At 62.7% G+C, this 22473-nt stretch carries 21 protein-coding genes and 2 pseudogenes; 14 read left to right on the top strand and 9 right to left on the bottom strand.

Annotated elements, in window-relative coordinates:
- Positions 1-90: 90 nt before the first annotated feature.
- On the bottom strand, positions 91-2454 hold the full coding sequence (locus tag RGM2987_RS21830) for a DNA polymerase II (RefSeq protein WP_245144893.1): 2364 nt from the start codon (positions 2452-2454) through the stop codon (positions 91-93).
- Positions 2455-2836: 382 nt separating this feature from the next.
- On the opposite strand from RGM2987_RS21830, the gene RGM2987_RS21825 reads away from it, so the two are divergent.
- The 5 genes from RGM2987_RS21825 (at position 2837) to RGM2987_RS21805 (ending at position 6828) form a co-directional block, all read left to right on the top strand.
- Positions 2837-3277 carry a CBS domain-containing protein gene (locus tag RGM2987_RS21825; RefSeq protein WP_212796602.1) on the top strand — a complete coding sequence of 147 codons (441 nt, stop codon included), beginning with the start codon at positions 2837-2839 and terminating at the stop codon, positions 3275-3277.
- A gap of 114 nt (positions 3278-3391) precedes the next feature.
- Positions 3392-3988: a paraquat-inducible protein A gene (locus RGM2987_RS21820; RefSeq protein WP_245144892.1), complete on the top strand. Its 597-nt coding sequence runs from the start codon at positions 3392-3394 to the stop codon at positions 3986-3988.
- The gene (locus RGM2987_RS21815) at positions 3985-4644 is read left to right on the top strand and encodes a paraquat-inducible protein A (RefSeq protein WP_245144891.1); all 660 of its coding nucleotides are present in this window, start codon (positions 3985-3987) and stop codon (positions 4642-4644) included. Before RGM2987_RS21820 ends, RGM2987_RS21815 begins: the two co-directional genes overlap by 4 nt.
- A complete protein-coding gene (locus tag RGM2987_RS21810; RefSeq protein WP_245144890.1) occupies positions 4625-6283 on the top strand; it encodes an MlaD family protein in 1659 nt (552 codons plus the stop codon). The genes RGM2987_RS21815 and RGM2987_RS21810 overlap by 20 nt, the downstream gene beginning before the upstream one ends.
- Positions 6280-6828, top strand: coding sequence for a PqiC family protein (locus RGM2987_RS21805; protein WP_245144889.1), 549 nt, complete (start codon positions 6280-6282; stop codon positions 6826-6828). The genes RGM2987_RS21810 and RGM2987_RS21805 overlap by 4 nt, the downstream gene beginning before the upstream one ends.
- A gap of 159 nt (positions 6829-6987) precedes the next feature.
- Here the strand turns inward: RGM2987_RS21805 and RGM2987_RS21800 are convergent.
- Positions 6988-7617: pseudogene (locus RGM2987_RS21800) on the bottom strand (glutathione S-transferase family protein).
- Positions 7618-7822: 205 nt separating this feature from the next.
- Here RGM2987_RS21800 and RGM2987_RS21795 point away from each other — a divergent pair.
- Positions 7823-8176, top strand: a pseudogene (locus RGM2987_RS21795) (phage infection protein); the annotation flags it as partial.
- A gap of 228 nt (positions 8177-8404) precedes the next feature.
- Here RGM2987_RS21795 and RGM2987_RS21790 read toward each other — a convergent pair.
- From RGM2987_RS21790 to RGM2987_RS21770, 5 genes are all read right to left on the bottom strand, one after another.
- Positions 8405-9499, bottom strand: coding sequence for a DUF1615 domain-containing protein (locus RGM2987_RS21790; RefSeq protein ID WP_245144887.1), 1095 nt, complete (start codon positions 9497-9499; stop codon positions 8405-8407).
- 62 nt (positions 9500-9561) lie between these two features.
- Complete coding sequence (locus RGM2987_RS21785; protein WP_245144886.1) at positions 9562-10041, bottom strand: VOC family protein; 480 nt, start codon at positions 10039-10041, stop codon at positions 9562-9564.
- 67 nt (positions 10042-10108) lie between these two features.
- Positions 10109-11410 (bottom strand): Nramp family divalent metal transporter, encoded by a 1302-nt coding sequence (locus RGM2987_RS21780; RefSeq protein ID WP_245144885.1) that lies wholly within the window; start codon positions 11408-11410, stop codon positions 10109-10111.
- A 147-nt stretch (positions 11411-11557) separates the two neighbouring features.
- Positions 11558-11800: a hypothetical protein gene (locus RGM2987_RS21775; protein WP_245144884.1), complete on the bottom strand. Its 243-nt coding sequence runs from the start codon at positions 11798-11800 to the stop codon at positions 11558-11560.
- Positions 11793-12581 carry a VacJ family lipoprotein gene (locus RGM2987_RS21770; protein ID WP_245144883.1) on the bottom strand — a complete coding sequence of 263 codons (789 nt, stop codon included), beginning with the start codon at positions 12579-12581 and terminating at the stop codon, positions 11793-11795. Before RGM2987_RS21770 ends, RGM2987_RS21775 begins: the two co-directional genes overlap by 8 nt.
- Positions 12582-12945: 364 nt before the next feature.
- Between RGM2987_RS21770 and RGM2987_RS21765 the strand changes: the two genes are divergently transcribed.
- The 4 genes from RGM2987_RS21765 (at position 12946) to kefC (ending at position 17566) form a co-directional block, all read left to right on the top strand.
- Positions 12946-13656 (top strand): response regulator, encoded by a 711-nt coding sequence (locus RGM2987_RS21765; protein WP_245144882.1) that lies wholly within the window; start codon positions 12946-12948, stop codon positions 13654-13656.
- Entirely contained in the window at positions 13653-14999 is a 1347-nt protein-coding gene (locus tag RGM2987_RS21760; protein ID WP_245144881.1) for a HAMP domain-containing sensor histidine kinase, read from the top strand. The genes RGM2987_RS21765 and RGM2987_RS21760 overlap by 4 nt, the downstream gene beginning before the upstream one ends.
- Positions 15000-15216: 217 nt before the next feature.
- Positions 15217-15738, top strand: coding sequence for a glutathione-regulated potassium-efflux system oxidoreductase KefF (kefF, locus tag RGM2987_RS21755; RefSeq protein ID WP_245144880.1), 522 nt, complete (start codon positions 15217-15219; stop codon positions 15736-15738).
- Between the two features lies 1 nt (position 15739).
- Entirely contained in the window at positions 15740-17566 is a 1827-nt protein-coding gene (kefC, locus tag RGM2987_RS21750) for a glutathione-regulated potassium-efflux system protein KefC (RefSeq protein WP_245144879.1), read from the top strand.
- A gap of 58 nt (positions 17567-17624) precedes the next feature.
- Here kefC and RGM2987_RS21745 read toward each other — a convergent pair whose 3' ends face one another.
- The gene (locus tag RGM2987_RS21745; RefSeq protein ID WP_245144878.1) at positions 17625-18488 is read right to left on the bottom strand and encodes an aldo/keto reductase family oxidoreductase; all 864 of its coding nucleotides are present in this window, start codon (positions 18486-18488) and stop codon (positions 17625-17627) included.
- Positions 18489-18588: 100 nt separating this feature from the next.
- Here RGM2987_RS21745 and RGM2987_RS21740 point away from each other — a divergent pair, with 100 nt between their 5' ends.
- The gene (locus RGM2987_RS21740) at positions 18589-19491 is read left to right on the top strand and encodes a LysR family transcriptional regulator (RefSeq protein WP_245144877.1); all 903 of its coding nucleotides are present in this window, start codon (positions 18589-18591) and stop codon (positions 19489-19491) included.
- 234 nt (positions 19492-19725) lie between these two features.
- Here RGM2987_RS21740 and RGM2987_RS21735 read toward each other — a convergent pair whose 3' ends face one another.
- Positions 19726-20010 carry a hypothetical protein gene (locus RGM2987_RS21735; RefSeq protein ID WP_245144876.1) on the bottom strand — a complete coding sequence of 95 codons (285 nt, stop codon included), beginning with the start codon at positions 20008-20010 and terminating at the stop codon, positions 19726-19728.
- A gap of 266 nt (positions 20011-20276) precedes the next feature.
- On the opposite strand from RGM2987_RS21735, the gene RGM2987_RS21730 reads away from it, so the two are divergent.
- The 3 genes from RGM2987_RS21730 (at position 20277) to RGM2987_RS21720 (ending at position 22366) form a co-directional block, all read left to right on the top strand.
- Positions 20277-20960 carry an SOS response-associated peptidase family protein gene (locus RGM2987_RS21730; RefSeq protein WP_245144875.1) on the top strand — a complete coding sequence of 228 codons (684 nt, stop codon included), beginning with the start codon at positions 20277-20279 and terminating at the stop codon, positions 20958-20960.
- A gap of 105 nt (positions 20961-21065) precedes the next feature.
- Positions 21066-21446 carry a RidA family protein gene (locus RGM2987_RS21725; protein ID WP_245144874.1) on the top strand — a complete coding sequence of 127 codons (381 nt, stop codon included), beginning with the start codon at positions 21066-21068 and terminating at the stop codon, positions 21444-21446.
- Between the two features lie 377 nt (positions 21447-21823).
- A complete protein-coding gene (locus tag RGM2987_RS21720; protein ID WP_245144873.1) occupies positions 21824-22366 on the top strand; it encodes a thioesterase family protein in 543 nt (180 codons plus the stop codon).
- Positions 22367-22473 lie beyond the last annotated feature (107 nt).

Here is a 22473-nt window from a genome sequence, read left to right as displayed (position 1 = left end):
GTAAAAGAGGGTCGCTGCGCGATCGAGCGGGAGCAAGCTCCCTCGCCACAAAAGCAGCCAAGCACAGCTGTAATCATCAATGCGCAGCGCTTAGAACAACCCCATCTGCCCGCCCACCAGCGTCGAGAAATCATCGTCCACGAACGGCAGGATCGCATCCGCCACCGGCTGTAGCTGCTTGCTCACGTAGTGGTCGTAGTCGATGGGCGCGCTACGGGTTTCCAATGGCTCGGGGCCGGCGACGGTGATGACGTAGCTGATCCAGCCGCCGTTCTGGTACTGCCGCGGACGCCCCTGGCGTTGGTTGAATTCATCGGCCAGGCGTGCCGCCCGGACGTGGGGTGGCACGTTGCGTTCATAGTCTTCCAACGGGCGGCGCAGGCGCTTGCGATAGACCAGTCGATCATCGAACGCGCCGGCCAGGGTCTGCTGTACGTAGTCGCGCACATAATCCTGATAGGGCTGGCGATGGAAGATTCGCCCGTACAACTCCTGCTGGAATTGCCGGGCCAGCAGCGACCAGTCGGTGCGCACGGTTTCCAGGCCTTTGTAGATGATTTCGTCGTTGCCGTCGGCGCGGGACACCAACCCTGCGTAGCGCTTCTTGCTGCCCTCCTCGGCGCCTCGGATGGTCGGCATCAGGAAGCGTTTGAAATGGGTTTCGAACTGCAACTCCAGGGCGCTCTGCAAACCGAACTCCATTCGCACGTGCTCGCGCCACCACTGGTTGACGTGTGCCACCAGTTCGCGACCGATCCTTGCCGCGTCTTCCTCGGCGTGGGCCCGGCGCAGCCAGACGAACGTGGAATCGGTGTCGCCGTAGATCACCACATGCCCCTGTGCCTCGATCAACTGCCGGGTGCGCTGCATGATCTGGTGACCGCGCAGAGTAATGGACGACGCCAGCCGTGGGTCGAAGAAGCGGCAGCCACTGGAACCGAGCACGCCGTAGAAGGCGTTCATGATGATCTTCAGCGCCTGGGACAAGGGGGCATTGTGTTCGCGCTTGGCGGTTTCCCGGCCTTCGGCGACCCGCGCCACGATGGACGGCAGGCAATGCCGAGTCCGGGAGAAGCGTGCGCCGCGAAAGCCCGGCACCGATTCACTGTCGCCAGGATGACGCAGCCCTTCGATCAGGCCCACCGGGTCAATGAGAAAGGTGCGGATGATCGACGGGTACAGGCTCTTGTAGTCCAGCACCAGCACCGACTCGTAGAGTCCCGGTTGCGAATCCATGACGAAGCCACCCGGACTGGCCTCGGACGGGCGTTGTCCAAGATTCGGCGCGACGAAGCCCTGGCGGTGCATCAGCGGCATGTACAGGTGGGTGAAGGCCGCCACCGAGCCACCGCTGCGATCCACCGGCAGACCGGTAACGCTAGCCCGTTCCAGCAGGAACTTGAGCAGTTCAGTCTTGGCGAAGATCCGCGTCACCAGTTCGCAGTCCTTGAGGTTGTAGCGGGCCAGGGCCGGCTTGTCCTCGGCGAACATGCGGTTGATCTCGTCCATGCGCTGGTAGGGGTTGTCGATGGACTTGCCCTCCCCCAACAGCGTCTGGGCAACGTTCTCCAGGCTGAATGACGGGAAACTCCAGGTGGCTGAACGCAAGGACTCGATGCCGTCGATGATCAAGCGCCCGGCCGCCGAGGCAAAGAAATGGTTGCTGCGAGCGCCGTGCTCGCGCCATTGCATCTCTTCCCCGCCACGCCCCAGGCGCAACGGCACCGCCAGCCGCCGGGCGTGCTCGTGTAGCACCCGCAGGTCGAATTGCACCAGGTTCCAGCCGATGATCGCGTCGGGGTCAAAATGCGCGAACCAGTCGTTGAGTTTCTTCAGCAGTACGGTGCGCGATTCGCAATATTCGAGCTGGAAATCCACGCCGGTAGCGTCACCATTCGGTGGCCCGAGCATGTACACCTGACGCTCGCCGCAACCTTCAAGGGCAATGGAATACAACTCGCCTTGGGCGGTGGTTTCGATGTCCAGCGAGACCAGGCGCAACGGTGGGCGGTAATCGGGGGCGGGTTTCATCTGGACGTCGACCAACAGGCCGTCGTCCACCGCAGTCCCACCGAACCAGACCGGTGCAGTGATGAAGCGCTCCATCAGGTAGCGCTCCGGCGGCCGGACGTCGGCTTCGAAGACCTCCACGCCGGCGCGGCGCAAGGTGGTGTCCAGGCGCATCAATTGAGCGTGTTGCTGGCAATACAACCCGAGCACCGGCCGATGCTCGAAATCCAGCAGGTCCAGGGGGCGCAGCTCGATATCCTTTTCCCCTTGCAACAGGGCTTCGAGCTGCCCGCGCTGGATCTGCGGCACGAACGCAACCGACGGCTGCACTGGCAGGCGCACGCGCCGGGGCCCGGCGTCGGTGGCCAGCCAGAACTCGACTTCGGTGCCGGCCGGGGTGTCGCGCCAATGCCGGGTCAGGACGAAGCCCTGCTGTAAATCCACCGTTGCAACCTCGAATGATGCGTAAGCGGTGATTCTACCTGTGGCGAGGCGACTTCACCTGTCCAACGCTATTTTGACCCGCTCTTGTGGCCCCTCTTGTGGCGAGGGAGCTTGCTCCCGCTGGGCTGCGCAGCAGCCCCAATGACTGAGTATCTGACACTCCGCAGAGCCTGGTTCGAGGGCTGCTTCGCACTGGAGCGCCAGCCCGGCCCGGCGGGAGCAAGCTCCCTCGCCACAGGGGGGCGATGACATCCAATCAGGGGTAAATTCAGCGGCGATGACGTTTTTTGACGACTGGCCGCCGCTTTATCGCTTGCCCTGCGCCGTTGGGTCTACGATTCTTAGACCACCCGCAAAAAACAACACCCCTGAGGCTTCCCCCATGAAAACCGTCGCGCAGTTGCTCCGGATAAAAGATGAGAAAAACCAGCAAGTGCACACCATCTCACCGGACGACATGGTATTGCAGGCCCTGATGCGCATGGCGGAGAAAAACGTCGGCGCCCTGCTGGTGGTGAAAAACGATGAAGTGCTGGGGATCATCAGCGAGCGCGACTATGCGCGCAAAATGGTCCTGCATGGCCGCTCGTCGGTGGGCACCAAGGTCAGTGACATCATGGTCTCCCCGGTGATCACCATCGACCCGCACCAGAACGTCGAGACCTGCCTGAGCATCATGACCGAAAAACACCTGCGACATCTGCCGGTGGTCGAGGACGGCAAGCTGGTCGGCCTGCTGTCCATCGGCGACCTGGTCAAGGAAGCCATCGCCGAGCAGGCGGACCTGATCAAGCAGCTGGAGCAGTACATTCGCGGTGAATGATCACCCGGCAGGCTGTGTGAAAAGCCCGTAGCCGTTTTCACACAGCTTGCCGGCCGGGTTGCTCAATCCCAACGGACTTCTATATTGAAGGGGATGCCCCTGCCGAGCAGCCCGATGGCCGACACCGACCGACTGATCATTTGTGAACATTGCGATGCGGTGTACGAACCGGTGGTCCTTGTGGCCCACCAGAAAGCCTCGTGCGTGCGCTGCCATGCAGTGATCCAACGCTACAACGGACTGAGCATCGAGCAGCGCCTCGCCTTGAGCGTGACCGCGGCGGTGCTGTGGGCCTTTGCCAACGTGTATCCATTGATGAACATCCGGTTCCAGGGCCTGACCAACAGCGCCACGCTGTGGGATTCGGTCGTGGCGCTGAGCCAGGGCTCGATTACGTTTATTGCGCTGGTGGCGGCAGTGGCGATCATCATCGCGCCGGCCTTGCAACTGGTGCTGCTGCTCTGGGTCCTGGGCCATGCCTACGGCAACCGCCGTGCGCCAGGCTTCGCCCTGTGCATGCGCAGCCTGGAGACGCTGCGGCCGTGGAGCATGCTTGAAGTCTGCCTGCTCGGCGCGCTGGTGGCGGTGATCAAGCTCGCTGGACTGCTGGATGTGTTGCCGGGCATCGGCCTGTTTGCCCTGGCGGCCTTGAGCCTGCTGATGATCCGCATTGCCGGACGCGACGTCCGTGACCTGTGGGACAGCCTGTGAACGGCCCACCGCTCGGCACCCCGCCCCAGGCCAGCGACCTGAATCTGTGCCTGTGCCACAGCTGTGGACTGGCCTGCGACATGACCGACGCCCCCCACGCCTGCCCGCGCTGCGATGCCGCCCTGCATCGACGCAAACCCGACCCCATTTCCCGTACCTGGGCCTACATGCTCGCCGCATTGGTGTTCTACATCCCAGCCAACCTGCTTCCGGTGATGAACACCCAGATGCTCGGCAAAGGTGCCGACAGCACGATCATCAGCGGCGTCATTGAATTCTGGCAAGGCGGGGCCTGGGACATCGCCCTGATCATCTTCATTGCCAGCATCGCGGTGCCGGGCATCAAGTTCGTGGTGCTGACCCTGCTGCTGGTCACCGTGCAACGGCGCAGCACCTGGGCCCAGGTCCAGCGGGCAAAACTGTACCGGCTGGTGGAGGTGATCGGTTACTGGTCGATGCTCGACGTGCTGGTGGTGGCCCTGGTGGCGGCGCTGGTCAAGTTCCAGGCACTGAGCGATATCGAACCGCGTCCGGGGATCCTGTTCTTTGGCCTGGTGGTGCTGTTCACCATGCTGTCGGCCATGAGTTTCGACCCGCGCCTGATCTGGGACACCCAACCTGCCGAGGAGACCATGGATGAAGTCGCAAGCCACTGACGAGCAGCGACCCAGCGCGGGTCGCGCCCAGGTCACGCGCCGCCGCTGGACGGTGTCGCTGGTGTGGATCGTGCCGATTATCGCGGTGCTGGTGGGCGTATCCCTGGTCGTGCACAACTGGTTGCAGGAAGGCCCGACTATCACCATCACCTTCAAGACCGGCCAGGGCCTGACCGCCAACAAGACCCAGGTGAAATATCGCAATGTGGTCATCGGCCAGGTCACCGACGTGCAATTGAGCGATGACCAGAAGAACGTCACGGCCACGGTCAAGCTGGAGAAAACCGCCGACACCTTCACCCATGAAGACTCGGTGTTCTGGGTGGTCCGGCCGCGCATCGGCGCCGGCGGAATCTCGGGCATCGACACGTTGCTGTCCGGAGACTTCATCGGCGCCGATGCCGGTCAATCGAAAGTTCGCGCAAAGTCTTTCACCGGCCTGGAAGCGCCGCCACCGATCACCTACGGCGAGCCAGGCAAGCGCTTCACCCTGCACTCCCAGGACCTCGGCTCGCTGGACATCGGCTCGCCGGTGTACCTGCGCAAGATCCCGGTGGGCCAGGTCGTGTCCTACGGGCTGGACGCCGAAGGCAAAGGGGTCAACATCGACGTTTTCATCAATGCGCCGAACGATGTGTACGTCACCGAAAACACCCGGTTCTGGAATGTCAGCGGAGTGGATGTGAACGTCGGTGCCAACGGCTTCGCGGTCAAGACCGAATCGCTCTCGGCGCTGCTGCTCGGTGGGATCGCCTTCCGAGCGCCGGAATACAGCCCCAACGACACCTCCGCCGCCGAGGACAAGACCTTCGAGCTGTTTGCCGACCAGCAGAGCGCCCTCGCTCCGCCCAACGGCAAGGCGCAATACCTGGCGTTGCGTTTCGACCAGGCATTGCGTGGGTTGCGAGTCAATGCGCCGGTTGAGTTCCTCGGTGTGGAGATCGGCAAGGTGGTTGCCATTAATCTGGATTTCGACGAGAAACAGCGCAGTTTCCCGGTCAACGTTGGGTTGGTGATCTACCCGCAGCGTTTGGGCAAAGCTCATGAGAAGTTGCTCGAAACGCTCAATCACGATCCGGAAGACGAAGCCGCCGGTGCCCGCCTGATGGGCAGCTTCGTCGAACGCGGGTTACGTGCCCAGGCCCGCAGTGGCAGCCTGTTGACCGGGCAGCTGTACATCGCCCTGGATTTCTACCCCAAGGCAGAGAAAGTCGCGTTCGACCCCAACGCTCGACCCGTGCGCATTCCCACCGTCCCCGGGAGCCTGCAGCAAATGCAGGAACAGCTCCAATCGGCCGTTGAGCGGTTCAACAAGCTGCCCTTGGAAAGCATCGCCAGCAACCTGGACGGCAACCTGGTGGAGCTGCGCAAAGGCCTGGCCCAGTTCAACAACAAGACGCTACCCGGCGTGCAAAACACCTTGCAGGACGTGAGCAAGACCCTGCAGTCGGCCAACTCGACCCTGGCCGAGGACTCGCCCCAGCGTGAACAATTGACCCAGACCCTGGACGACCTGGGACGCATGTCACGCTCGCTGCGCGAGCTGTCCGACTACCTGAGCCGTCATCCCGAGTCGCTGCTGCGCGGCCGGCCCAAGGATGCACCGGCGCAGAACCTCACATTCCCGGTGAAAGAATGATCACAGGAGCACGCCTCATGGGGCTGAAACCGACCCTGGTTGCCGTGGCGCTGCTGCTCGGCGCCTGCCGCAGCGACCCGATCCACTACCACACCCTCAGCCCGGTCCAGCCGGAGGGCCAGCGCTCCAGCAATGACATCCAGGTCGAGCAGGTGAGCGTCCCGCCCCAGGTGGACCGCACCCAGATGGTCATTCGCCAAGGCAACAGTGGGCTGGCGATCCTGGAAACCGAATGGTGGGGCGCCAGCCTGGCGGATGAGCTGCACAGCAGTCTCGACGAGCAGTTGAACAACCCCGGCGCAGCCAAGCTGTTGCTGCGGGTCGACGTGCAACGCTTCGATTCCATCCCGGGCCGCTACGCCCGCATGGATGCGCAATGGCGCCTGCGTACCTTGGGTAACGATGCGCGTCCCCTCACCTGCCGCAGCAGCTTGCAGACACCGGCGGGCGGCAGCATCGATGAGCTGGTGACGGCCCATCAGCATAACGTCCAGCAATTTGTCGAGCTGGTGGAACAGGCGGCGTCGCGCAAGGCCTGTCCATAATCCGAAAACGCCGGTCCCTAGGCTCTGTACGAAAAGTCTTGAGACGAAGGTCAGGCAAGGCGAAAACAGCCGAGCAAGCGGAGTGTACTGGAGTACATGAGCATTGCGAGGCTGTTTTCAACGCAGCATGAACGAGTATCAAGGCTTTTCGTGCAGAGCCTAAGCCGGCCAATGCTGCGATAGCACCGGTGCAACACGCGGGTGATGGTCGATCCGTTCCAACAAACCATAGAACTCGGGACGGGCGCTGAGCATGGCCTCTCGCGTTCCACTTCACTTCGTGATGACGGCGGCCAGGATATCCAGCGCTCCCGGCTCGGCACCGCTGAGAAACGGTTGCGCCGGGAACTGGTCGGCAAACAACGCCCAATTGCGATACAGCCGCTGCTTGGTGCCTGAGACCAATTGCTGGCGAGTCGCTTCGTCCGCGTCGTTCAGCCAGCGCTCGGGAAAATCGATGATGCCGATGGGCGTGTAGCAATTGGCCGCAATGTAGACCAACCCCCGTATGGCTTGCGCACGCTGGCCAGGCTCGTCCGGCAGCAGCTTCGACTTGGGAAAAGCCAGGCCGAGGTGAATCAGGATCGCCGCGGCTTCGGTGAGCACCGAGCCGTCCGGCAATTGCAGGGTCGGGACCTGTTTGTGTGGATTCAACGCCTCCAGCTCTTTCAGCGCCTCACTGTCCTCGGTCGAATAGGCATCGACCCGGCGATAAGCCACGTCACATAGACGCAGGGCCACTTCCACCGCCGCAGAACCGGATTGGCGGTGACCGAATAACTGATACATGTGCCTCGTCCTCGTGCCTGTAGTTGCCTCTGGTGTTACACCGGTAGAGCCCGCCAGACCCTCGGTGTTCCGCCTTGCGGATGACAGGCTGGCGAGTCATCACTGCCGTCGATGTTCACCATCACGTCAATGAAGTTCTCTGGATGGCTGTCCGGCGCAAGAATGGCGCCACACAAACCCACAGCATCTCCCGGAGCACACCCTCATGAAACGCCAAATCATCCTCGGCTTCGCTTTCTCTGTACTGGCTGCCAACGTATTCGCCGCCTCCTCCCAACCGATCGTCGCCGAAGGCGGTTCGGATCGACTGATCGAGAGCCGCGTCGCCGAAGGTGGCTCGGATCGTCTGCAAGAACGCCGCGTCGCCGAAGGCGGCTCGGATCGTCTGCAAGAACGTCGCGTAGCCGAAGGCGGCTCGGATCGTCTGCAAGAACGTCGCGTAGCCGAAGGCGGCTCGGATCGTCTGCAAGAACGCCGCATCGCCGAAGGTGGCTCGGATCGTCTGCAAGAACGTCGCGTAGCCGAAGGTGGCTCGGATCGTCTGATCGAGAACCGCGTGTGAATGGCCGAAATCGCATGACCGGCTACATTTCGAACGATGTAAAACAGACCCTGTGGCGAGGGAGCTTGCTCCCGCTGGGGCGCGCAGCGGCCCTGAAAGCTGACGGCGCGGTCGGCAGCTTGATTGAGTGAGCATCAAGGGGGCCGCTACGCCCGAGGCGTCGGACCGGCCCAGCGGGAGCAAGCTCCCTCGCCACAGTGATCCAGACCAAACCCCGCGTACCCGCTAGCGCCCCGCCGCCCGCGCCATGCACCGCTGATAACGCTCATCCACCCGCTTGGCAAACCACGCCGTCGTCAGCTTGCGAGTGATCTTCGGACTCTTGAGCACAATCCCTGGCAACACCGCCCGCGGCAAAGGCTTGCCCTCGGCCCGCTCCGCCAACTCGAACACCCGCTTGTAGAGCTTGCTGTCCTCGAACGCCAGGCTGTCCCCCAGCTCCAACTGATCGCGAATGGTCGGGTTGCGCATCCCCAGCGACTTGCCCAACGTGCGCAGCGCCAGTTCCGTGCTGCCCGGCATGATCGAGTCATGCAGGATCAGATCCCCATCCAGCGCCAAGGAAATGCCTGACGCCTGGCTCAGCGCATGCTGGAACGCCGCATTGCGACTGGCGTACCACCCGGCATTGAAATCGGCGAAACGATACAACGGCTCGGTGTAGCTCACCGGATAGCCGAGCAAGTGGGCGATCCCGAAATACATGCCGCCACGACGACTGAACACTTCACGACGAATCGAGCCGTCCACCGTGTAGGGATAATTGCGGGCATTGGCCTGGGCAAACGCGATGCTGACCTGCATCGGCCCACCGGTGTGCACCGGGTTGAAACCGCCGAACAGCGTCTTGCCCAGCGGCACCATCCCGATGAAATCATCAAAAATCCCGCTCAGTTCCTTCTCGCTACGCGCCGCATTGAGCCGATCGCCATAGCTTTTGCCATTGGGCGAACGCACCTCCAGCGCCGCGCTGACCAACAGGCCAGGGACATGCACCTTCGCGGCACGCCGGTCGATTTCATCCCGGGCAATCTTGCCCAGCCCCGGCACAGTCGGGTCGGCCTGGAAGGTTGATTCCTGTTCGGTCACCGCCAGCACCGCACAGATATTTTGCGTGCTGGGGGAAATCTGCTGGGCCGCGAAGGCCGTGTAAATATCAGTCGCCCAGCCTTCGCGATCCACCGTCTTGGCCGGCAGCAACCGCACAATCTGGCGCTTGACCTCTGCGGGCTCGCGCTCAGGCTCCTGCACCTGTCGGCTGCCGCAGCCGGCCAGAACCATGAACGCGGCGAGGCTGATCATCAATCGATTGAATTGCATGTTGCTCCATCACACAAGGTATCCCGGAACAACCATACGATCAAAAGCCCGCGCGGGCCAAGTCAGCCTTTGAGCGCCGCTTCAATCGCGGCAATGTCGATTTTGGTCATTTGCATCATGGCGTCGAAGGCGCGCTTGGCACGCACCGGGTCGGGATCGGTAACCGCCGCGCTGAGGATGCGCGGAGTGATCTGCCAGGAAATGCCCCACTTGTCCCTGCACCAGCCGCAGGCGTTTTCCTCGCCGCCGTTGCTGACAATCGCCTGCCACAAGCGGTCGGTCTCGGCCTGGTCATCGGTCGCCACCTGGAACGAGAAAGCGATGTTGTGCTGGACCGACGGCCCGCCATTCAAGCCGAGACAGGGAATGCCCATGACGGTGAATTCTACCGTCAACTCGTCGCCCTGCTTGCCCGCCGGATAATCGCCAGGGGCGCAATGCACGGCTTGCACCGCACTGTCCGGGAATGTCGCCGCGTAGAAGCGCGCCGCTTCCAAGGCACTGCCGTCGTACCAGAGGCAAATGGTGTTCTTGTTGTTCATCCTGGCTCTCCAAGAAGGGGACTGGACGCTGAAGTCTAGCAGTCCCCTTGTGGAGCGCAGGGCGGCCTCAGGTGAACAGGTCGACGCCCAGCTGGAACGCAACCCAGAGCGCCAGGCCGGTGGCGAACATCAGGGCGATGTTCTCGAACAGGTTGTTGCGGTACTCCTTGCTCAGCAATTTCTTCTGGTTGGACATGATCAACAGGCCCAGGGAAATGACCGGCAGGCCGATGATATTCAACGCACTGACGCCGATGGTCAGGGTCACGAAGTCCGGCATGCCTGGCATCGACCAGATCAACGGCGTCACGAGGATGAACAGCATGAACCATTTGTGCATCGGGTCATGGTGGAACTCTTTGCCGTAGCGCTCGCGGCGCTCTGGTCGCACGTGCTGGAAGGCGTCGGTGATGAGCATCGGGAACGCCGTGGTCTTGCCGGAAATACTGGCGAACAGCGTGGCGAATACGCCGATGAAGAACACATACCAGCCAATCGGGCCGAAGAAGATTTCCAGGGCCTTGCCCAGGTCCCCCAGGGTTTTGACTTCAATGCCGTTGGGTCGCAGGATTTCCGCGCCGACGATCCAGATCGCCAGGTTGATCACAATGCCGACGAACACCGCGAACAGCAGGTCGTTACGCTGGATGCGCTTGTGCTCAGGCCCGATCCAGCCCTTCTGCCGCATCACATACGGATGGACGAAGTTGGCAATCGAACCGGCCACCGCACCAATGACCGAGACCGCCACCAGCAACGCACCGTGCACCCCTTCATCGGGCGGAATGCTGAAACCGATGGTGCCTTTGACGATACCGGCCACATCGGGACCGGACATCACCGCCAGGGCGATGAACGCCAGGGTCATGATCGCCAGCAGCGCTTTCATCACGCCTTCGATCATCGAATAGATGTTCCGACCCACCAGCAACCACACCGCCAGCACCACCGCCACCGAGCAGAGCAACGGGTAATCGACCTTCAGCAACATCGCCAGGGATTCGCCTGCACCCTTGATCATGTAGGCATTCATCAGGTGCCCCATGAGCAGCGCATAGACCAACAGGAACCAGGCGAAGAACGGGTTGAGCTGGGCGTAGCCTTGCAGGATGGTCATGCCCTGGTTATTGCACAGCTGGAAACGGGCGATGATGTTGACGATCAGGTACCTGAGCAGCAGCGACACCGCCAGCACCCACATCATCGCGTAGCCGTAGTTCGCGCCGGCCACGGATGAGGTGATCAGGTCACCCGCCCCGAGCCAGGACAGCACCGCGATGATGCCGGGGCCCAATAGCTTGAGCAGGCGCATGAAGCGGCCTTGTGCGGGCGCAGCAGCCTGCCCCTCGACGGAAGGAATGCTCGACATGGATGGAGTCTCCGTTATTTTTTTTGTGAGGACGGCGACAGTCGAACACATTACATACGACATCGTACAACCATAATTAACCCGTAATTATGTAGAAATGTTTCAGGGTGCTTGGACTTATAACGCACGGCTAAGCCACGGCCATTTTCAGGAATCCATGGCGATCTGCTCCCCATGATCGACCATCCAGCGAATCATGTGCGCCAACGACACGCGATGGTGGTGGATGGTTTGCTGACTGCCTTGTTCATGGCGATAAAGCTCGACGTAGCGGCTGAGTACCACATGGCTGCCATCCTCAGCCAACCGCAGCTCGACTTCACGGCAATGCAATGCGTCCGGGGCCGGTGTGCGCATCCGCCGACGCAAGGTCAACGCCTGGTCACTCATGAGCCGCCCCCCTGCCCTGGCATTGCGCGTCGTCCTGCACCACAGCGCCGAGCTTGCCTTGGGCGACAAAGTCGGCGCGCCGCTGGGCGACCGCATCTCGAAGCGCCGCGTAATAATCGGCCTGGGTCTGCAACTCGTCGGTCAACGGTAGCGCCTCGGCGCGGCCATCGACGATGCCGCCTGCGGTGTTGATCGTGCCCAACGTCTGGACGGTGCTGCTGTTGTCGCCGAACGGATCGAAGGCAAAACTTGCCACTTTGCCCGTGGCGTCCCGCAGGTTGGCACTGCCCAGCAGCGGCAGTTCCACGATCGGGCCGGGGGCGATGTTCCAGACGCCGAAGGTCTGGCCGAAATCGGCCTGGTGACGCTCGATGCCGAGCTTGCCGGACACATCGATCAGCCCGACGATGCCCACCGTCGTGTTGATGAAGAAACGGCCGAGGGTGTTGACCGAGCGTTGGGCATTGCCTTGCAGCAGGTCGTTGACGAACACCTTGGGCTCACCGAAGTTCGCCACGAAGTTGTGGACGCCGGCCTGCAGCGTCTGCGGCAGCTGGCGATAACCACGGGCAACGGGGGCCAGCGCGTAGTCGTCCACGGTCCGGTTGAAGGCGAACACGCCACGGTTGATGGATTCGGCGGGGTCGTGGACGGTGTAGGGAACACTGTCGCAACTGCCGGGTGTGGCGGCGGGTGTGGTGGAGCAGCCGCTGGCGAGGGTTGCGAGTGCAACGACGACAGCGGTTCGAGCGAGCAACGGGACAGGTTTGGTGATTGGCATTCAGAGCAATCTCGATGAGTGATAAGTGCTGCCCGGATCAGTCGACTGAACACATACCTTGTGGCGAGGGAGCTTGCTCCCGCTGGGACGGTCCGACGCCTCGGGCGAAGCGGCCCCATAAAAGCAGTGAGTGCTTCGCACTCAAGCGGGAGCAAGCTCCCTCACCACAAACAAGCGCCCTGGCCACAGGTATGCGTACCGCTATCAACTGACTGACATCGCCCGCATCCTGCCCCCACCTCCTTGCCCGAAGATTTCCGCTTCATTGCCCGTCGGACACTTTATTTCCGGACTGAAATATATGACGCACGCCCCGGATTGCCCCTAGTATCGCCTTCCATATCCCTAGCCCAGCGGGCCCGCCGTGAGTCACTTATTACTGGTGGACGATGACCTTGAGGTCCTCGCCCTCTTGCGCAAATTCCTGGAACAGCATGGCTACAGCGTCGAGGTCGCCGCCGACGGCAACGCCCTGTGGCAAGCGGTGGCGCGCAGGCTGCCGGACCTGATCATCCTTGACGTCATGCTGCCGGGCGACAACGGGCTGGTGCTCTGCCAGCGACTGCGGGCCGAGCACACGGTCGGCATCATCATGCTCACCGCCATGGGCGAATTGAGTGACCGCGTCGTCGGGCTGGAGCTGGGCGCGGACGATTACCTGACCAAGCCCTTCGATGCCCGCGAATTGCTGGCCCGGGTGCGCGCCGTGCTCAGGCGCACCGGCGAAGCCCGGGCTACATCGAGCGACGCGGCCCGACCGATCCTCGAATTCGAACACTGGCAGCTGGACGTCACCCGCCGGGAATTGCGCTCACCGGAGAAAGTCATGATCCCGCTGTCCAGCGGCGAGTTCGAGCTGTTGCTGGTGTTCGCCGAACACCCGCGCCGGGTGCTGACCCGCCAGCAGCTGCTGGACCTGGCACGCGGCGAGACCTTCGAAGCGTTCGACCGCAGCATCGACGTCCAGGTCAGCCGATTGCGCCGCAAACTGGAGACCGATGTCAGCGGCGCCTCGATGATCCGCACCGTGCGCAACAGCGGCTACCTGTTCAGTCCACATGTGGTGAAGCGATGAGCCCGCGGCGCTCGGGCGCCAAGCGTCCTCGGGACACATTGGCGCGCTGGATCGCCCTGACGACCCTCGGCGCCATGCTGACGCTGCTGGCCCTGAACGCATTGTTCAGCCAATTGGCCGGTGCCTGGGCGCGCCCGCCCCTGATGGAAACCGGCCTGATTGAAAAGATCGCCGCCATCACCCGCATCATCGACTCGGCAACGCCCGAACAACGGCCCGCCATTGCCAGGGCCGCCAGTGATCAGGAGTTCAGCACGCAATGGCTGCAGCAGCATGCCGAGGCTCGCGTGCCGGTGGTCGACGACCCGGAATACAGCGACGGCGCGGTGCGGCTGCGCCAGCAACTGGGCCGGCCGGATGCCAGGGTAGAAGGCTATGAGCCGAGCGACTGGCCCGCCGATCAGCCCGGTGGACGCTATACGGCGCTGATCGAGCTGAGCGATCGGTCATGGGTGATGTTCACCTTGCCCGCGCGCAATTGGGGGCTGGATGAATGGGAGCGCAACCTGATCACCCTCGCGTTGATGATCCTGTCGACACTGGTCGTCGCCCTGATCGCCACGCGACATCTGGCGGCCCCCCTGGAACGCTTCGCCGAAGGTGCCCGGCGCTTCGGCGTCGATCACCAAGCGCCGCCCATTCCGGTGATCGGGCCCAATGAAATCCGCCAGGCGATCCTCGCCTTCAACGCCATGCAGGCCCAGCTCAAACATTTTCTGCAAGACCGCACGCAAATGCTTGCGGCGATTTCCCATGACCTGCGGGCACCGTTGACCCGCATGCGCCTGCGCGGCGAGTTCATCGAGGATGCCGAGCAACAGGCCCGGCTGTTCCGGGACGTGGATGAGATGCAGACCATGGTCAATTCGGCCCTGGAGTTTTTCCGCGACGATGCCCGGCTCGAACACGCCACGGCGTTCGACCTGGCTGAGCTGCTGCACACCATCGTCGATGACTTCAAGGATGCCGGCATCGAGGTTTCATTCGAAGGTGCGCATCGGCTGGTCTACCTGGGCCGCCCCATCGGCCTCAAGCGTGCGTTGACCAACCTGATCGACAACACGATCAAATATGCCAGCGAACCGGCCGTGCGCCTGGAGACCGGCGCCGGTCGTGTCGAGATCCGGATCCTCGACCGAGGCCCAGGCATCGCGCCTGAATTTCATGAGCAGGTGTTCGCTCCGTTCTTTCGCCTCGAAGGGTCGCGCAACAAGCACACCGGCGGTGTCGGGCTGGGCTTGTCGGCGGCGCGGGCGACGGTGCTTGAGCATGGGGGCACGCTCGTCCTCAGAAACCGAAGCGGTGGCGGTCTGGAAGCCAGGATTTCGCTGCCCCTCGACTGAATCGTCGGCGGATCCATTGAACCCTTCAGGCCAACTCGCGCTAAACAATCGGCGACTTCCTCGGTAGGATGTCCGGCCTTCCGGCACTGGCCCCTCTTCCGCAAGGCGCTCTTGTTTGTATCGCTCGGCGGCCATACCGGGAACCCGCGTTCCCCATCGCTCGCGCTCACCACAGGCAAGGATCGACGGAGCCCACTGAACACCAAGGAGTTCACCGATGATTCTTATCATTTATGCGCACCCCTACCCCGAGCAATCCCGGGTCAACCAGGCGATGCTCAAGCAGGTCTCGAACGATCCAGAGATGGTCATACGCTCGCTGTATGACCTTTATCCAGGCTTCGATATCGATGTCGAGGCCGAGCAACGGGCGGTCGAACAGGCCCAACTGGTCGTGCTGCAACATCCGATGTACTGGTACAGCGTCCCGCCCCTGTTGAAACTGTGGATCGACAAAGTCTTCACCCACGGTTGGGCCTACGGCAAAGACGCCACGGGCCTTAAAGGCAAGGGCCTGCTGTGGGCCGTCACCACCGGCGGTGAGCATGATCATTTCCAGATGGGTGATTACCCGGGGTTTGCGGCATTGGCCCAGCCCCTTCAAGCCACCGCCCTCTACTGCAACATGCGCTGGCTGGACCCGGTGGTCGTACACGGCGCCTTTGCCGGTGCCTGCGACGCCCAACTTGCACAAATCGAGCACTACGGCGCCCGCCTGGCCGCTTGGAAGGAAGATTGAGATGCAAACCCACAGTCTGATTGAACTGCTCATTTACCTGGGCTCGGCGGCACTGATCGTGCCGATCGCCGTCCGGTTGGGACTGGGCCCGGTCCTGGGTTACCTGTTGGCCGGCTGCGTGATCGGCCCGTGGGGGTTGAAGCTGGTGACGGACGTCAAGGCGATCCTGGAGTTCGCCGAGATCGGCGTGGTCCTGATGCTGTTCATCATCGGCCTGGAACTCGACCCGAAACGCCTGTGGGCCCTGCGCAAAATGGTATTCGGCGGCGGCGCCTTGCAGATGCTCGCCTGTGGCGCGGCCATCGCTGCGTTCTGCGCGGCCCTGGGCCTGAACTGGACCGCGGCGCTGCTGGTGGGCCTGACCCTGAGCCTGTCGTCCACCGCCATCGCGATGCAGGCGATGAATGAGCGCAACCTGACGGCCACCGCCGTGGGCCGCAGCAGTTTTGCCGTGTTGCTGTTCCAGGACATCGCCGCCATTCCGCTGGTGGCGATGATCCCGTTGCTGGCGGCGCACGGCGGCACGCCGTCGGGCGCTGACCTGGCGATCTCCATCGCCAAGATCGTCGCCGCCGTCAGCATCGTGGTACTGCTGGGCCGCTACGTTTCCCGGCCACTGCTGCGCTTCGTCGCTCGCTCCGGCCTGCGGGAAATCTTCAGTGCCGTCGCCTTGTTCCTGGTGTTCGGCTTCGGCTTCCTGCTGGAAGAGGCCGGCTTGTCGATGGCCATGGGCGCGTTCCTCGCCGGGGTGTTGCTGGCCAGTTCCGAGTACCGGCATGCCCTGGAAAGCGACATCGAGCCGTTCAAAGGTTTGCTGCTGGGGCTGTTCTTCATTGGCGTGGGCATGTCGATCGACTTCGGCACGCTGATCGATGCGCCGCTGAAGGTAATGACCCTGACCCTGGGCTTCATCCTGATCAAGTTGTTGGTGATCAAGTCCGCCGGGCGCTTTCTCAACGTGCCTGCCAGCCAGCGCTCGTGGCAGGCCGTATTGCTCGGCCAGGGCAGCGAGTTCGCCTTCGTGGTGTTTGGCGCGGCGACCGTCGCCGGCATCCTTACCGATCAGTGGGGCAAGAGCCTGACGCTGGCGGTGGCCCTGTCGATGTGCCTGACACCGTTGCTGATCCTGCTGCTGGCTCGATTCGAGTCGGACAGCAAGCGAAACCGCCGCGAATCCGACCTCGTCGACCAGCAGAACCCACGTGTGATCATCGCCGGGTTCGGGCGTTTCGGGCAGATCGCCGGACGCTTGCTGATGTCTTGCGGGGTCGAGGTGGTGGTACTCGATCACGACCCGGACAATATTGAGACGCTGCGTAAATTCGGCGTGAAAGTGTTCTATGGCGATGCCACCCGCCTGGACCTTTTGCAGGCCGCCGGCGCCGGCCAGGCGCTGGTGCTGATCAACGCCATCGACGATCAGGAAGACAACCTGAAGCTGACCCGGATGGCCCAGGAGCACTTCCCCTCGTTGAAACTGGTGGTGCGCGCCCGGGACATGGGCCACATCATTGCGCTGCGGCAAATGGGGGTGGAGTCGGCCGAACGGGAAACCTTCGAAAGTGCGCTGTCACTGGGTCGCAGTGCCTTGGTGCACATGGGGGTCGGGGCGTATGAGGCGCGTGAACGAGCCGATCAGTTCCGCCGCTTGAACCTGCAGATGCTCGAGGAAATCGTTGCCCATCCGGCCGACGACCTCAACTTCCGCCACGACGCCTACCGCCGCGCCAATGCGTTACTGACGGACATGTTCAACGAAGACCGCGCCCGGCCCCTCAACAGCTGGCATGAGCATCATCCCAGCGAGGCCAAAGACAGCGACGCTTGAGGGCATCGCAGCCATGGGGGGCACTGCTGTCGTGCGCCCCTAATGGCAACTTGTCGGCTCAGGCCAACCCATCCAGCTCGGCCAGCATCTGCGGGGTGATCTCCAGCGTGCTGGCCGTGAGGTTTTCCCGCAGATGCGCCACCGATGACGTGCCCGGAATCAGCAGGATGTTCGGCGCCCGTTGCAGCAGCCACGCCAGCGCCACACACAGGGTCGAGGCGCCCAGGCGCGCCGCCACGCTAGACAGTGTTTGCGACTGCAAGGGTGAGAAACCGCCCAGCGGGAAGAACGGCACGTAAGGGATGCCCTGCCGGCCCAACTCGGCAATCAGTTGCTCGTCGTTGCGGTGGGTCAGGTTGTAATGGTTCTGCACGCAGGTCACCTTGGCGATGCCTTGGGCCTGCTTGACCTGGGTGGCCGTGACGTTGCTCAAGCCCAGGTGCCGGACCAGGCCCTGGCGTTGCAGCTCTGCCAGGGTCGTGAACGACTCCTCGATGGACTCTTGCCCCGGCGCATGCATGTCGCCCCAAACGCGTAGATTGACCACGTCCAACACGTCCAATCCGAGGTTACGCAGGTTGTCGTGGACCGCACGGGTCAGTTCGGCGGGACTGTGAGCCGGGTTCCAAGAGGCATCCGGGCCCCGGACAGCGCCGACCTTGGTGACGATCACCAGATTCTCGGCGTAAGGGTGCAGCGCTTCGCGAATCAGCTGGTTGGTCACGTGCGGGCCATAGAAATCGGCAGTGTCGATATGGTTGACCCCTGATTCCAAGGCTTCACGCAGCACGGCGATTGCCGCTGCCGGGTCCTTGGGTGGGCCGAACACTTGCGGGCCGGCCAGTTGCATCGCGCCGTAGCCCATGCGGTTGACGGTGCGATCGCCGAGTGAAAACTGGCCTGCCTTGCTTGCGATGTTCATCGGGTGTGCCTCGAATCAATGAGAGTGAGGCCACTATAGGGATTGACCACTTCGCTGATAATCAGCTGCAATCGGCACAGGCTGTACGGTGGAGAGAACAATGGCGACGGATATTCAGGACTTGCTGGCCTTCGTGGCGGTGGTCAACGCGGGTGGGTTTCGTGAGGGCGCGCGGCTCAGCGGCAAGTCCGCCTCGAGCCTCAGCGACGCGGTGCGGCGCATGGAAAGCCGGCTCGGCGTGCGCCTGCTCAACCGCACCACCCGCAGTGTGGTGCCGACCGAGGCCGGCGCCCGGTTGATGGAGCGCATCGTCCCGGCGCTGGGTGAAGTCGAGTCGGCGCTGGATGTGGTCAACGACTTTCGCGAGCGTCCTTGCGGCACCCTGAGGCTGAACGTACCGGTCAGCGCCGCCCGGCTGGTGTTGCCGACGATCATTACGCCGTTCCTGAAAAGCCATCCGGACATTCGTTTGGAAGTGATCGCCGACGACAGTTTTGTCGACATGCTCGCGGCCGGTTGCGATGCGGGGATCCGCTACGACGAGCGTCTTGAGCAGGACATGATCGCCATTCCCATCGGCCCACGGTTCCAACGCTTCGCCACGGCCGCTTCACCGGCTTACCTCGCCGCCCACGGCCGGCCCGAGCATCCCCGGGACCTGCTCCGGCATGCTTGCCTGCGGGGCAGATTCCCCAGCGGCGCGACGCCGCTCTGGGAGTTCGAGCGAGACGGTGAAACCCTGAACGTCGATCCCAGCGGCCCATTGATCGTGCGCCTGGGCAGCGCGGTGGACCTGGCGGTGCAGGCCGCGGTGGATGGGCTGGGCATTGTCTATCTGTTCGAAGACTGGCTGCGCCCTTATCTGGACAGCGGCGCGCTGGTGCCGGTCCTGGAACCCTGGTGGGTGCGATTCACCGGACCGTTCCTCTACTACCCCGGCCGCCGCTACCTGCCTTCACCGCTGAGGGCTTTTGTCGATTTCATCCAGGCGAATCGGGATTAGCCGCCGGCATGACCCCGTGGCGAGGAAGTGCACACACTTTTCCAGTCACCACCGGCCATTGTGGGAGCGGGCTTGCTCGCGAAGGCGTCACTACATTCAGAATTGATGCCGACTGATCCACCGCTTTCGCGAGCAAGCCCGCTCCCACAGTGGAGGGTGGTGACTGAGATCTTGTGTGCCCCCTAAAACCCTATGGGAGCGAGCTTGCTCGCGATGACGGCGCTGAGCCCCCAATCAATCCCCCGCCGTACGCCCCACCCCAGGCAACCGCAAGGCCGCGGCATTCAAGCAATCACGCTGGTTGCGTGCCAGCATCTCAAGCGTGAGTTCATAGGCCTGGTCTGCCGCATCCTTGAGCAGTTGCCAATCTTGCAGGGTGATCAATTCCCCCAGCACCAGATCATCGGCACGCTTGATCAGCGTGTCGTGGTAGTCCTGGGGAAAATCCAGGCGATAGACATCATCCTCCAGCAGCAGTCGCCAGGCTTTCAGTTCCATTTCAAGGTCGGTTTCACTCATGGCGATGTCCTTCAACGGTTCGGATAACACAACGACCATCACCGGTGGTCACGTGTCCACACAGACGATGAGCGGTCGCCCAAATGGAGCGACTGTGGCTTGTTTATCCACTCATCCGGTCACTCCAGGGATTTTCGAACCAAGCGTAATTGCCACCGCTCGGAACTACATAACGCCGCATAACACCGCATAACACCGCCGCAAGCCAACGGCTTCGACGACGGGTGTCTTGCTGCACTTTTTATCTGCTGCCGGGAGTTTTCGCGATGTGTGAGTGTTTCGTTCAGCCTGTTTCTTCAAAGGACTCCCTGGCATTTTTTGCCCAGCGAGACATCCAGGGCGCTGGCAACGATACCCGCCTGACGTCACACAGCCTGCAGGCAATGGCGGCGCCCAGGCCCCATGACGGCAAAAGCGTGATCAAGCCGAACATGCAGGTCAGCGCCATTCGCAATCGCGGCGGGCGGCTGGAATACATCAAGGTTCGCTGGGGCTGGTCGCCTGTCTGGTCAGTGGGCACGATGCCGCCGTTGACCCACCTGCCGCTGCATCTGGTGATGCGCTCCAAGGTCTTCGATCGGATCAAGCGCGACGGACGGGTGCTGGTGGCGGTGGACGGTTGGTACGAAGCCTCGGACACCCCATCGTCAGACCAGGCCCAACGCCTGAGCTACACAACCTCCAGGCAGTCGGCGCCGATCTTTCTCGCCGCCCTGGCCCAGGCCAGTGAAACGCCCAACGGCTGTGACGGCCTGGCCCTGGTGACTTATGGTGACATGGCCCATCAGCAACAGCGGTTGCTGGCGTTCACCGGTGACGAGGCCCTGCAATGGTTGAAGCCTGACCTGGATTGGGACCAGGCCCAACAGATGGCGACGCACGTGGCGATGGCTGAACCGCAGTTGGAGCACGTGATGGGTGCTCAACGGCTGGTTCAAGGTCGACGCTGAGGACGCCTCGTCATCAACCAATGAAAGCTTTGGAGATGGGCGGTAGACTGGCGGACGATTGCGGCCGCGCGCCGCCCCTCCTTTCTTTCCAGCTTGAGATTGCTCATGGCGAACCAAGACATCACCTTCACTCCCGACCCGGACACAGACTCTATCTCCTCCGATGTCGCCGGCTTCGGCGGCCTGCTGGTCTCCACCCAGATCCCGACCCGTGCCGACGGCAGCCTGGAGCTGGGCGACATCACCGCCCAGAGCGAATGCACGCTGCAAGCGCTGAAGACCGCGCTGGAACGCGCCGGCAGCTCCATGGACCGCGTGCTGCACCTGACCATCTACCTGACCGACATGGCGGATCGGGCGGCCTTCAACGAGGTTTATCAACGGTTCTTCGCCAAGCCGTGGCCGGTGCGCGCGGCGGTGGGTGTGGCAGCCCTGGCGGTGGACGGCATGCGGGTGGAAGTCACGGCGATGGCGGCCAAGGGCTGAGGCACGGGGTGGAGCCAGATGCGCCGGTGATGGCCTCATCGCGAGCAGGCTCGCTCCCACAGGGTTGTGGGGAGTCCACAAAACCTGAATCCACCCAAAAATCCTGTGGGAGCGGGCTTGCTCGCGAAGGCGTCAGTCCATTCAAAATGGATGCAAACTGATCCACCGCTTTCGCGAGCAAGCCCGCTCCCACAGGGGGCCAACGTGTCAGGGTAATCGGCGTCACTGCGGATGCTCAGCCACCGGGTTCCTGGCGAGCCTTACGGCACACGACATGTCCCAAACGCGCGCTTTCCCGAAAAACAGTCAGTTATGCACCTAGCCCGGGCCACGCGGGATGTCTAAAGTGCGGCGCTTTCCACCCGAGCGGCGTATCGATGAATCTCTGGTTTCGACTGTTGCTGATCCTGTTTCGCCGGCCCTGGCGCAAGCCGACGGCGCCTATGGGCACCACGGTAGTACGCATGCGCGTGTGGCCGCTGGACCTGGACCTCAATCGCCACGTCACCAACGGGCGCTATTTCACCCTGGCCGACGTCGGTCGCATGGATTATGTCCTGCGCAGCGGCGCCTACAATGTAGCGCTGCGCCACCGGGCGGTGCCGATTGTAGGAGACGTGTGGGGCAAGTTTCGCCGTGAGCTGCGGCTGTTCGAAGCGTTCGAGGTGCACACACGGATGCTGGGCTGGGATCAGAAGTGGTCGTTCATGGAACACCGTTTTGTCAGCCACGGCCGGGTGGTGGGCGTGGTGATCATGCGCGGCCTGTTCCGCTCGGCCAAAGGTACCGTGGCGCCGGGTGAGTTCATCCGGGAGTTGGGCTTGAGCGAAGAATCCCCTGCCATGCCCGACTGGCTGACGGCTTGGTCGCAGAGCTGCGATGGCCTGAGCCAGGCGCTGCGCCAGGAGGAACCGCGCTAGCCGCCATACCACCTGCCCTGTGGCGAGGGAGCTTGCTCCCGCTCGACTGCGCAGCAGGCGCAAAACCAGCCGACGCGGCCTATCTGGAAAAAAGCGTCAGCCCATTC

It is taken from the genome of Pseudomonas sp. RGM2987 (assembly GCF_022952855.1).
Lineage (GTDB): Bacteria > Pseudomonadota > Gammaproteobacteria > Pseudomonadales > Pseudomonadaceae > Aquipseudomonas.
The sequence above is the reverse complement of the archived record's forward strand: the minus strand, read 5'-3'. Positions and strand labels throughout refer to the sequence as shown.